Here is an 11,650-nt window from a genome sequence, read left to right on the forward strand (position 1 = left end):
AAGCCTCCCTTCCGACAAAACGGGCGAAGGAGGCCGCAGATATGTCAAGCAGGTTCGGAGAAAGCGGCAGCTTGCCGGAAAAGTGCCGGCACTTCCGGGGGCCGGGCGCCGTTCCGGGATTGAAACAGGTCCTGGCCGTGCTGGGCGGGTTGACGCTGTTGTGCCTGGGGGCCTCCGCGGCGGAGTGGAGCATGCCCAGGGTCGCGGCGGAGGAGCAGCAGTATCAGGTAACGGCTGCTCTGGACGGCGGCGCGGGCCGGGCCTTTCTGGCCGGATACGCCGACGGGCGGATGACGTTTTTGCAGGCGGCGGACGCCGCAGACGGTGCGCCCCTGCAGTTCCGGGTGCCCCGAAGCATGTGCCTGGAGCGGCTGCAGCTGCTGGCGCTGGATGACGCCGGAAAGCCAATCGCCGCTGCACAGCCGGTGGACCTGGGCGAGGGGGGCCGCGGCGCGCTGGCGGCGGCGCTCTATCAGACCGTTCTGGAACATGAGGTGCTCGCCGGCCGAATGCCCGATGCGGAAGTGGGCGAATGCCCGTATACCGACTGCGGCAGTCTGGGCGAGGAGGAACGGCAGGCGGTGACCTGGGCAAGCGCCCACCAGCTGATGGAGGGGACCGGGGCGGAAACGTTCGAGCCGGAGGGAGCGGTTACCCGGGAACAGGCGGCCGTGATCTTTTGGCGGCTCTATCAGCGGCTGTTCGACGGCCAGCGTCAGACCTACCGGCCCGGCAGGCCGGCCGGTGCGGTCCAATTCTCCGACGTGTCCCCCACCCGTTGGAGCCGGGAGGCCATCCAGGCCGCAGCGGGCGCAGGCATCCTGGCGGGGGAGCAGGACGGGGCCGCGTGGAGGTTCCGGCCCACAGAGCTGCTCACCCGAGCGGACATCCAGGCGCTGGCACAAGAGATCGGGACCGCTCTGACGGCGCGCGCGGCCACGTTCCAAGCCGGACCCACACAATTCCCCAGTTGGGAGGCGGCGGGGGAAAACGCCTGGGTGCTGGCCCAAAACGGCGAAACGGTAAGCATCCACGTGGGACACCAGGGGGTGAGCGGCACGGCCTCCTATCAATGGTACTGCCGCTACTACGACGCAGCGCTGGACGGCTGGCGCACGGAGCCGGTCGAGGGCGCAACGCAGTATATCTGCACGTTCACCATGACGCCGGAGCGAAAGGATGCGGAATTTTTCCTGGTATCCACCGGGTACGCATCCACCGGCGACGGATGGGGCAGCAGCGAGAGCAGCCGGTTCCATGTCTACCTCCTGACGGACAAAACGCTGGAGCTGACGCTGCTCCAGGATGGAAGCGCGGTGGAAGAGCGGCTGCCGGTCAACGTGACGTTTGCCGGGACGGGCTTGGTCCGTGAGGCCGAAGCCCTGGGCAACGGCCGCTATCAGGTGGCGGAGGTCCCGGCCGCGTCCTTTGCAGTGACGGTGTGTGCGCCTGAGAGCAATGTGCCCTATCCGCTGCTGCTGGACAGCGGCAGCGGGGAAGTCACCGGTACGGAGGGCGCAGCCGTTTGCCATACCGTAAGGCTGGACCTGCATACCCAGCAGGGAATGCCTCAGAGGCCGGAGATCCGGGCCGTCAGCGGAGACAATACGGCGCTGTCCTTCGCCTGCGCGGTGGAGGACGGCGGAACGCTGTCCCTCTGGTGGGAGCGCTGGGCACAGCCGGGGGTGGGAAGCTGCGCGGCGCGGTATGAGACGCCGGACGGGCAGCTGGCGCTGGCGCAACTGAGCCTGCAGCCGGGTACGCAGTGGTATTTTGTGCCGCGGGCGCAGAATACGCAGGGAGAAGTATGGTGCCGGGATCTGGGCACGGCAGAGCCCATTCTGGTGACGGTGGACACATCCGGAACGGCGCTGGTGACCGTGCCGGACTATTATGCCTTCGTGTCCGATACCGCCAACGTGATCCCGATGGACGCAGCCGTCCCCGCCCCGTTGGACAGTGTGAAGATCGCCATTTCCGGAATGGATCCGAATCCGGCGGTAACCAGAGAAGACGTAACGGTCTGCGGTCTGCCGGAAGGACTGGATTACGAAGTGGCCTGCTATCTGGACCGGGACGACCCAACCCAATTCCGGCGGGGGATCGAACTGGTCGTGACCGGACAGGCGCAGAGCGCGGTCACAGAGCCGGTCGGCCTGCGCATTCTGGTAAAGCCGGGAGCGCTGCTGGGCGAGACGGCGCAGGAAACCTGGATCGAAACCGTGGAGCTGCGGCCCTGGGCGGAGGAGGCCGAGCGGGCGGCGGCGCCTGGCTGGCGCGTGACGGACGGGGTGCTGCGGCAGGTCCTGCCGGAGCCTCGTTTCAGTACCCGCACGGTCCGGGGGGACCTGGCGCTTTTGCGGGATGGGACGCGCTTCCCGCTGCGAAAGAGCTTTTATTGGGAGCGCAGCTCCCTCTATATCGAAACGCCGGTCTTCTTCCTGGAGCCGGGAGATGCGCTGCTGGGCTGCGCCTGGGAGGAATATTACAGAGAACAGGCCTCCGGCTGGTCCGAGCCGGTGCGGGTGACGGCGGGCGGAGCGATCGCCGCCATTGAGGACCGCTCTTTCCGGCGAAACACCACCTTTGGCTGTTACGTCCTGTTCCTGACGGGGGACTTTGAGCCGGGCGTATACGGCCTGGAGGTGGCGGGGCGGCGTACGACCTGCATACAGGACGACAGCGACCGGACCATCGGCCTGGAGATCTGGGAGGACGACACAGCGGCAGAGTTTTTCAGTCAGCCCGCCACCCTCTATCATTATCAGGCAGTGGAGGAGAACGGAAGCATCGTCCTCCGGCAGAGCCCGGTGCTGGAGTTCACCATGCCGCCGGAGCTTACCGGACCCTATTGACGGCGGGATATCAAACAGGAAAGCGAGAGGACCCGATGAAAGTAAAATTACTGCTGGGCGCCTGCTTGGCGGCCCTGCTGCTGGCCGGAACGGCACAGGCCGCGGAAGCGCAGACGTTTGCACAGGCCGAGCTCTTCCAGGCCGGAAGCCTGACGGGCGACTATACCCGGCCGGGCGGGCTGGCGCTGATGGATGCCGGGGAGGAGGCGCTCTATACCCTGCTGTATGCGGGAATGCAGAATAGGGAGACGTCCATTGATATCTCCAAGCTCGGTGTGAACTGCGGCAGCGGCGGAGCGGAGATGCTGAAGACGGTTTATACCAGGGTCGTAAACGACCATCCGGAGCTTTTTTATGTGAAGACACGCTGGGGCTATCGCTGCTCCGCGGACGGGACCATTGAAACGGTAGCGCCGACGTACGACACAACGCTGCCCGCCGACGCGCAGGCACAGTTCGACGCAGCGGTGACGCAGGCGCTGGCGCAGGTGGACGCGGGGATGGACGATGTGGAGAAAGCGTTGGCGCTGCATGACTATCTGGCCGTACACTGCGGATACAACTGGGCGGTGGCCGCAGGAAAGCCGGAGGAGGCCCCGGATACCGTGTACAGCGCCTATGGCGCGCTGGTCGAGGGGGACGCGGTCTGTCAGGGATACGCGCTGGCGTACCGGCTGCTGCTGGAAGAAGCAGGAATTCCAAGCGCAATGCTGACCAGCGCGAATCATATGTGGAACCTGATGCAGCTGGGAGGCGACTGGTACCATGTGGACGTGACCTGGGATGATCCGGCGCCGGATACCCCGGGGATCGTCAGCCATCAGTATTTCCTGATCTCGGATGCCCGCCTGAACGGGCTGGACACAGGCGCGAGCCATATCTGGAATGAGGAGCTGCAGGCGCGCACGAGTACGAAATATGAGGACGGGTGGGCCTTCAATGGGAGTTGGTATCCCCTGTACCGGTGGAGCGGAGCGTATTATTACGTCAAGTTTGGATCGAATCCGTACGAATACGCACTGTATCGGACAGATGATTTATCGCAGATAGGAATCAGCATAGTCGGGCAGCTGGCCAACGGCTATGACAGCAGATTTGGCGCGCTCTGGCTGAACGGCTTTCTGTACGATACGACGGCGGCGGGCGCGGAGCGGATCCTCTGGCGGTGCAGCCTGGACGATGGGAGCCGGGCGGAGGTCGGACGTATCCCGTTTACAGAAACAGCCTCAGAAGACGGGGCCTACCCAGCGGACAGGGATGGGGTGGGCCTGCGCTATGCGGCGGAGACCGGGGAAGTGGAGGCAATCTCCCGTACCCGGCCCACGGCGGTCCTGGGCGCGTTCCGCCAGCGGGATTACCCGGCGGCATGGGATCAGGTCAGCACGGAAACGGTGGAGATCGCAGGGCTCCAGGCGATGCCGGAGGGATACCGGGTGGGCGTCGCCTGGGGGGAGGCCGCGCCCGCCGCGGCACAGGATCTGTGGGAGATTTTCTATAAGGAAGGAAGGCTGGTCGGCCTGCGGCGGTCTGCGCTGCGGCATGAGGAGAGCGGGCTGGAGATCATTGCGCTGGAGACGGCCGGGCTTCCGGATTGGGATCAACGGAAGCTGGTGATCCTGGATGAAGCCAGCTGGAGCCCAGCCTGTGAGGCGTGGGTGCAGGACGAAACGGCAATCCGGTAAACGCAGCGGGAGCGCCCGCGGCCATAGGCCGCGGGCGCTCCCGCTTGGTGGATCTTATGCCTTGCGGTAATTCTGAAACTTGCCGAGCACGGCGTCCAGCTCCGCGTCCGTCAACTTCACGCCTCCGCCCGCCATGCGGGCATGGTAGTAGACCTTGGCCAAAAATTCGATCTGTTGGGCCGTGTCGAACGCGAAGGCGAGACTGCCCCCCACGGCAAGCAGCCCGTGGCTGCCCAGCAGACAGGCGTTATGCTCCGTCCCCATGGCGGCGTAAGCGGCCTGCGCCAGTTCCAGGGAGCCGAAGGGGTAATAAGGGATGCAGGGCACATCCCGGCCGGAATAGGCCACCAGATAGTGGATGGGCTCGATGCTCCAGCGCAGGCAGGAGAGAACGGTGGCAAAGGTGGAGTGGGTGTGTACCACAGCGTCCACATCGGGGCGGCCCAGGTAAAAAAGGCGGTGCAGGTCGTACTCGCTGGAAGGTTTGCGACAGCCGTCCACAAGCGTGCCCTCGGGGGTGAGGACCACCACGTCTTCCGGGTTTGTGCGGAAATAATCCATGCCGGAGGGACTGATGGCCATCAGGTTCTGCGTCCGGTCAAACACGCTCAGGTTGCCGAAGGTGCCCTCTGTCAGGCCGGAGGAGACCAGGCGCCTGCCGTACTCCACCACCAGCTCCCGTTGTTCCTGCAGCAGCATTGTAAAACTTCCTTTCCGTTCGTCTGAGATAGAATAAGCATACGGGAAATGGAGAAATAAGTCAACCTTACCGTTGACAGCAGAAAATGATGCGGATACAATAAAACGAAACGTGCAACGAGCGGGAGGAAACGACGATGACCATCGACGAACTGCGCTGTGCTCTGCGGGGCGTGGCCGCTTACCGGCATATTGTGGACGCGCCCCTGATGGGCCTGACCCTGGAACTGCTGGACCGGCTTGCATCCGGGGATGGAACAGGGGCGGTGGAACGCTATGCCCGGCTGTTCTATGAGCTGCGGCAGGCGGACTGCAGCGGGCTGGGCATGTGGCTGCACGACCAGCTGCGGTACCAGGAATCGCCCTATGCCAGGCTGGTGGAGCGGGGCGGAGAGGATCCGGCCCTGGAGGAGGCGGCCCGGCGGGATGTGGAGACCTTCACGCTGCTTTCCGAGCTGGACTGCGACGCGGTGCTGCGGGAGATCGGAACGCAGGCGCCCCGGGAATTTTCCCGTGTGCTGGCCAATCTGCCCCGGTGGCGCGGAGGATGCCCCTTTACCTTTCAGGGGCTTACGGCGTTTTATCAGGCCAACGGGGCGGGCGTTTTCGCCCGCTACCACGCCTTTCTATGGGAGGATGGGGCTCTGCGGCCGGTGGAGCAGCCCGACTGCCCCGGTCCCGGCGAGATGATCGGTTATGAGCTGCAGCGGGATCAGGTGGTGGCAAACACCAGGGCCATGCTGGAGGGAAACCTGGTCAACAACGTGCTGCTCTATGGCGACAGCGGAACCGGCAAGTCGGCCACGGTGAAGAGCCTGCTTTCCCTGCCCGGCTTTGAGGATCTTCGGCTCATTGAGGTGCAGAAGGAAGAGCTGGGCGGGATGCCGGAACTGATCCGTACCCTGGCGGGGCGGCGGCGGAAGTTTATCCTGTTTATCGACGATCTGGCCTTTGATCAGGATGACCGGACCTACTCGGTGCTCAAAACCATCCTGGAGGGCGGGCTGGAGCGCAGGCCGTCCAACGTGGCGGTCTATGCCACGTCCAACCGGCGCCACCTGGTGCGCCAGACCTTCTCGGACCGGGCGGGGGATGAGGTGGACGCCAGTGAGACCATTCAGGAGAAGACTTCCCTGTCCGACCGCTTCGGACTGCGGATCCCCTATTTGGCGCTGAATAAGATCGAATTTCTGGCCCTTGTGGACCGCATGGCGGAGCAGGCGGGGATCGCCTCCGGCGGCGAGGCGCTCCATGCAGCCGCCCTGCGCTGGGAAATGCGCCATCCCGGCCGGACGCCGCGGACGGCAAAGCAGTTCATTGCCAGCCTGAGCCTGTAGGGGGCGCGCGAAGAACGGGCGCAGTTCCCAGGCGAGCGGGAGTGAGCCGCCGCGCAGCGGCGCACAAGCATTTTGCCGAAGGCAAACTCTTGGCGCAGGCGGGATTTATTCCCGCCGAGCAGGTAAAATAAGAACGGGCCCCCGCGGGATGGACGTTTCGGCCGGATCGGGAACGAAGCGGAGGGCAGGCGCCCGGGTTTGGGAGGGATCATAATGCAGTTGAGGCCGGCTGAACTGGGGGACTTGCCGCAGCTGAAAGCGGTCTATCAAGGGATCATCCGGGATATGACGCAACGGGATCTGACGATTTGGGATGAGATCTACCCATGCGCGTTTTTTGAGGAGGATATCGAGCAAAATCGGCTTTACCTTCTGCTGGAAGAGGACGCGGTCGTTGCCGCATTTGCCCTGTGCAGCTCCCATGCAGGGGCGGGACGGGTCAAGTGGGAAAAACCCGATGCCAGGGCGTGCTATCTGGAGCGTTTGGGCGTTCACGCCGATTACGCAAGGGGCGGCATTGGCAGCGCCCTGCTGGATCAGGCGGCCGCACTGGCCGGCGGGCGGGGCGCTGAATACCTGAGGCTGTTTGTAGCGGACTGCAACGCCCCCGCCATTGCGCTCTACCGGAAAAACGGCTTTCAGAGGGCGGAAGGGATTTATGATGAGCCCATTGCTCCTGACTTTGTGCTGCATGAATTTGGGTTGGAGCGGAAGATAACTGCCATTGACTTTTTCGCTGGAAATGGTACACTCAAGAATGTGACCGTAAGACGGAAATAAGAAAAGGAGAATGATCGCATGAAGCATAAGATCAGAGGCATTCTGGCCGGGATCCTGGCGGCGGCCCTGCTGCTCACCCCCGCGCTGGCCGCCGGGACGGAGCAGGCGCCCCAGCAGCTGCCCGATCCCTGGGCGTACAGCGCCATTGCGGACAGCTATGCCATGGGCCTGATGGACGACAATTTTACTACATACATCCAGTCTCCGCTGACCCTGGAACAGTTGGAGCACATGACCGGCATCGTGGCCGCGAAGCTTGCGGCGCTGGCCCTGCCGGTGAATCCGAACGCCGAGGCGGCGGCTCTGGTGCTGGATACCACCCGGGGCGGCGTGATGAACGCCCTCTATCAGGAGTGCGCGGCCTATGCGATGGATGGGTTGGATGGCGGCACGGCCGCCTTCCTGTCCGGCCTGGGCGTGGTTCAGGGCGACCAGTCCGGGGATCTGGCGCTGGAGCGTGCCTGTACCTATCAGGAGGCCATGGTCATGGCACAGCGCCTGATCCTGGCTGTGTACGACGCCAACGACGCCGGCTCCAAGGGCCTTCTGTGGAAGGCCGTCAACGGGAGCAACACCCTTTACCTGCTGGGCACCATCCATCTGGACCGGGACAATGTCTATCCCCTGCACAAGTCCCTGCGTCAGGCGCTCTATTCCGCCCAGAAGGTGGCCTTTGAGCTGGATTTCAACGATACGGACGGGATGGCCGAGTTCGTCGCCATGCAGACCTATGCCGACGGGAGCGCCCTGAAGGATCACATCAGCCCCGCGCTTTATGAGCGGGTGAGCGCCGCCCTGAAGGCGCTGGATATGACGCAGGAGCAGATCGATACCTACAAGCCCTGGGCCCTGGCCTCCACCTTTACCGCGCTGGCTTCTACGGACGCCACCACCAGCGGCAACGCCATGGCCATCGACCTGTACCTGAACAGCGCGGCCACCTGGGCCGGCCTGCCGGTGGAGGGCGTGGAGACCTATGCGCTTCAGGGCAACCTCTTTGATACGCTGAGCGCCGAATACCAGGAAGAGTATCTGGACGCCGCCCTGAGCATTTATGAGGCGGGGCTGGAGGGCGCACAGACGGATGAGAGCACCGCCCAGGCGGCCGCCGAAAACGAGCAGATGCTCAGCGCCATGTTTGCGGCCTGGAAGGCGCGGGACGTGGAGGCCTTTTCCAAGACCTACGACAAGGCGGCGATCGTCAACAGCGACGACGAACTCAACGCCCGCCTGTTTACGGACCGGGACCCCGGTATGATCCAGGCCGCCGCGGCCTATCTGGAGACCGAGGGGGAGAACACCTTCTTCCTGGCCGTGGGCGCGGGCCATATGACGGACCCCGGCGGGATTGTCTCCGGTCTGCGGGCGCTGGGCTATACCGTGGAACTGGTGCCGTAAGGAGGAAGAAGACATGCTGGAGCGGATCGAACAGGTGCTGGACGAACAGGTGCGCCCCTATCTCCAGGGCCATGGCGGCGCTGTGGAGGTGCGGGAGCTGACGGAGGACGGCCTGCTGCGGGTGCGGCTGCTGGGTCACTGTGCCGGCTGTCCCTCCGCTACCATTACCACCGAGCAGATCATCCAGGAGGCGGTGTGCGCCGCCATACCGGAGGTTCGGCAGGTGGTTTTGGTCGAGGAGATCGACGAGGACCTTCTGGCGCAGGCCAGGGCCATCCTCCGGCGCCGCGCATCCCCCGACGGCGGGAAATGAGGGAACGGCCGCAGGGGGCCGCAGCGGCCCGTGCGCGCGCTTTTTCACAAGGAGGACGGCGGCCCCCGGGGTTGGAACCCACTTGGAGTGGTTTGGATAAGCGGAGGATCAAATGATTGCTCCATCGTCAAAAATGCGCTTTATGCGTGGATCGAGAACGGGCATAGCGATTTTGAAGAGGAAAACACGGTTATATATGCGTTCCATGAACCGATGGCGTTCTTTTTTCACAGGGGACCAGATGCGATATTGATTTTCGGTGAATCGACTGCGCTCCATTCCAGACGGAGGGCGGGCCATAAAGATGGCCCGCTGTAGGTTTGTCAAAGATATTGGACAGTGAACTCTGCGGGAGAAAGCCAGTGAAGGGGCCTCATGGGGAAGTTGTTAGAGCGGCGGTTGTGGACAGTGAACTGCTTGTTAAAGCCGTTCAGGGAATAGAACTTGTGGCAGGAATAAAACCGCTTGTGGTCCTCCCGGTGGCTGCGTTCCACTTTACCGTTGTGCCTGGACGTGTAAGGGCGGATGAGCTTATGGCGGGTACCCGGCAGGGCAGCTGTTTGTTCGAATAAAGCAGGCAGATCCCGTTTGCTGTTGGAAAAACGGTTGGTGAACGCAAAGCCATTGTCAGTCTGGACACACTCCACCCGGATTTTTCTGCGAGCATACCATTTGACCAACTTTTTCAGGAAATCGGCAGAGGAATAAGTGGACTGCTCCGGATAAGCCCCCAGGAAACGCAGACGGGTGAACTCGTCAATAGCCGTATATTGGAACAGGCGAAGCTCCTGGTCTGCAATACACCTGCGGGGCACTACCTTCACATCTACCGGTACCCGTTGCCCTGGGTACGTCATCTGCTCATAGGGCTTTGGCTTGTAGACTGGTTTCTTCTCGGCCTGCGGGAACAGCCCCAGCTTGCGCATGACCCGGAACAAGCTCTCCGGGCGGCGGGTATAGCCCCGCTTCCGCAGACGGTGCCACAGTTCCACCATGCCCAGTTCGGGATTACGGCGGCGCATATCCCGGATCAGCTTCAGCTCCGCCTCCGTGTGCTGATTGGGATGGCTGTGCGGGCGTCTGGACGGGCAGGCCAGGGACTGCACCGTCCCGTCCCAGCGGGTCTTCCAGAAGTAGATGTACGACCGGCTCCTGTTGTACTTCCGGCCGGCTCGGCTCACACCATATTTTCCCGCGTATTGCATCAGGGATTGCCGATATGCCATGTCCTGTGTTATACGCTTGCTCATGAAGGATATGGCCTCCTCTCGTCAAGTTGTTGTGTGGTAACTCAACTTTATCCGATGAGGCCATTTCCTTCATCCTTTTTATTCGACTGTCCAATATGTATTGTACTCTTACACTCTTCCGCTTTGTTTTTTGCGTCTTTCGGTTGACAAGCCGTGCAAAACATGGTATCATATCTTTCGCATCTGATTGGGCGTCGAACGTGGAGAGATGTCCGAGTGGTTGAAGGAACCGGTCTTGAAAACCGGCGATGTGGAAGCATCCGTGGGTTCGAATCCCACTCTCTCCGCCACTTATTTTCTCCCGGTACGTTGACCAAAATCGAATAAGCGATTCGAAAACCGGACTTGGAGAAGTACCCAAGTGGCCGAAGGGGCTCCCCTGCTAAGGGAGTAGTGTGGGAAACCGCAGCGAGGGTTCAAATCCCTCCTTCTCCGCCAAAAAAGACATACCTTCTATTATGGAGAAGGCATGTCTTTTTTTTCTGAAATCATGATAGAATAACAGTAAATTATGGATGGAATCGGGGGCGGATGAAATGAAATTTTGCTTGCCGCTGTTAGCCGTGCAAGACGTCGAAGCATCAAAAGCATTTTACACGCAGCTCTTTGGACAAGAGGTCGTTCTGGACTTAGGCAAGAACGTGACCTTTAGCGGCGGATTTGCAATACAGCAAGATTTTGCATGGCTTACGGACATTGATCCTGCTTCTGTTGTCAGACATTCAAACAACATGGAATTGTACTTTGAGGTGGAAAATTTTGATGACTTCCTGCTTCTTTTGGAAAAGCATAAGGAAGTCAAGCTTGTCCATCCCCCTAAAAAGCACGAATGGCAGCAACGAGTGGTCCGAATCTACGACCCCGATTTTCATATGATCGAAATTGGTGAATCAATGGAAGTGATCGCAAGGCGCTATTTGTCTCAGGGCCTTTCTGTTGAGGAAGTTTCGGAGATCATTCAGCACCCCGTCGAATTTGTGAGAAAGTGCATTTGAAACAGACGGGCATATCCTCGTCTTGTGTGACCATTCATCCCTTCGTTAAAATGGAACTGGCATGATGTTCTGTCCGCTCACCCAAAAGGGAGGGCAGCCTCCTCGAAGGCCGCCCTCCCCTTTGGCATCTTGCGCCGCGTTCGGACTCGTTTTTGCTTGTTCGGCATGCCGCTTATACGGCGTACCCACGCGGCTTGTTGTGCAGACGCCCGGCCCGGAATCCCGGCTTCTATCTTTGGTATAGCACAAAGGTCTCCCGCTTTTCCCTTTTCTTTGAAACGCCTACTTGAAAGGTCCGGTACATCGTGGGATAATAGGCCCAGAACAGGAAAGGTGGGGAT

At 61.6% G+C, this 11,650-nt stretch carries 9 protein-coding genes and 2 tRNA genes; 9 read left to right on the plus strand and 2 right to left on the minus strand.

Annotated features, from left to right (window positions below):
- Positions 1 to 41: 41 nt before the first annotated feature.
- Both NE547_RS11875 and NE547_RS11880 read left to right on the plus strand, forming a co-directional pair.
- A complete protein-coding gene (locus NE547_RS11875; protein ID WP_256176028.1) occupies positions 42 to 2,855 on the plus strand; it encodes an S-layer homology domain-containing protein in 2,814 nt (937 codons plus the stop codon).
- A gap of 35 nt (positions 2,856 to 2,890) precedes the next feature.
- A complete protein-coding gene (locus NE547_RS11880) occupies positions 2,891 to 4,537 on the plus strand; it encodes a transglutaminase domain-containing protein (RefSeq protein WP_256176029.1) in 1,647 nt (548 codons plus the stop codon).
- Positions 4,538 to 4,591: 54 nt separating this feature from the next.
- On the opposite strand, the gene NE547_RS11885 is transcribed toward NE547_RS11880, so the two are convergent.
- Positions 4,592 to 5,236, minus strand: a complete 645-nt coding sequence (locus NE547_RS11885) for a class II aldolase/adducin family protein (protein ID WP_186907697.1) — start codon at positions 5,234 to 5,236, stop codon at positions 4,592 to 4,594.
- A gap of 137 nt (positions 5,237 to 5,373) precedes the next feature.
- Here NE547_RS11885 and NE547_RS11890 point away from each other — a divergent pair, with 137 nt between their 5' ends.
- The 4 genes from NE547_RS11890 to NE547_RS11905 all read left to right on the plus strand — a co-directional run bounded on the left by NE547_RS11890 (position 5,374) and on the right by NE547_RS11905 (position 9,064).
- Positions 5,374 to 6,573 carry an ATP-binding protein gene (locus tag NE547_RS11890; protein ID WP_186907696.1) on the plus strand — a complete coding sequence of 400 codons (1,200 nt, stop codon included), beginning with the start codon at positions 5,374 to 5,376 and terminating at the stop codon, positions 6,571 to 6,573.
- A gap of 213 nt (positions 6,574 to 6,786) precedes the next feature.
- Positions 6,787 to 7,353: a GNAT family N-acetyltransferase gene (locus tag NE547_RS11895; protein ID WP_256176030.1), complete on the plus strand. Its 567-nt coding sequence runs from the start codon at positions 6,787 to 6,789 to the stop codon at positions 7,351 to 7,353.
- A gap of 18 nt (positions 7,354 to 7,371) precedes the next feature.
- Positions 7,372 to 8,751: a TraB/GumN family protein gene (locus tag NE547_RS11900; protein WP_186907694.1), complete on the plus strand. Its 1,380-nt coding sequence runs from the start codon at positions 7,372 to 7,374 to the stop codon at positions 8,749 to 8,751.
- 13 nt (positions 8,752 to 8,764) lie between these two features.
- Positions 8,765 to 9,064 carry a NifU family protein gene (locus tag NE547_RS11905; protein WP_186907693.1) on the plus strand — a complete coding sequence of 100 codons (300 nt, stop codon included), beginning with the start codon at positions 8,765 to 8,767 and terminating at the stop codon, positions 9,062 to 9,064.
- A 323-nt stretch (positions 9,065 to 9,387) separates the two neighbouring features.
- Here the strand turns inward: NE547_RS11905 and NE547_RS11910 are convergent, their stop codons facing one another.
- A complete protein-coding gene (locus NE547_RS11910) occupies positions 9,388 to 10,314 on the minus strand; it encodes a DDE-type integrase/transposase/recombinase (RefSeq protein WP_256176031.1) in 927 nt (308 codons plus the stop codon).
- 202 nt (positions 10,315 to 10,516) lie between these two features.
- Here NE547_RS11910 and NE547_RS11915 point away from each other — a divergent pair.
- The 3 genes from NE547_RS11915 (at position 10,517) to NE547_RS11925 (ending at position 11,309) form a co-directional block, all read left to right on the plus strand.
- Positions 10,517 to 10,604 (plus strand) — tRNA-Ser (locus NE547_RS11915).
- 57 nt (positions 10,605 to 10,661) lie between these two features.
- A tRNA-Ser gene (locus tag NE547_RS11920) sits at positions 10,662 to 10,752 on the plus strand.
- 98 nt (positions 10,753 to 10,850) lie between these two features.
- Positions 10,851 to 11,309, plus strand: coding sequence for a VOC family protein (locus NE547_RS11925; RefSeq protein WP_186908293.1), 459 nt, complete (start codon positions 10,851 to 10,853; stop codon positions 11,307 to 11,309).
- Positions 11,310 to 11,650: the final 341 nt, after the last annotated feature.

It is taken from the genome of Flavonifractor sp. DFI.6.63 (genome assembly GCF_024462255.1).
Classification (GTDB): domain Bacteria; phylum Bacillota; class Clostridia; order Oscillospirales; family Oscillospiraceae; genus Lawsonibacter_A; species Lawsonibacter_A hominis.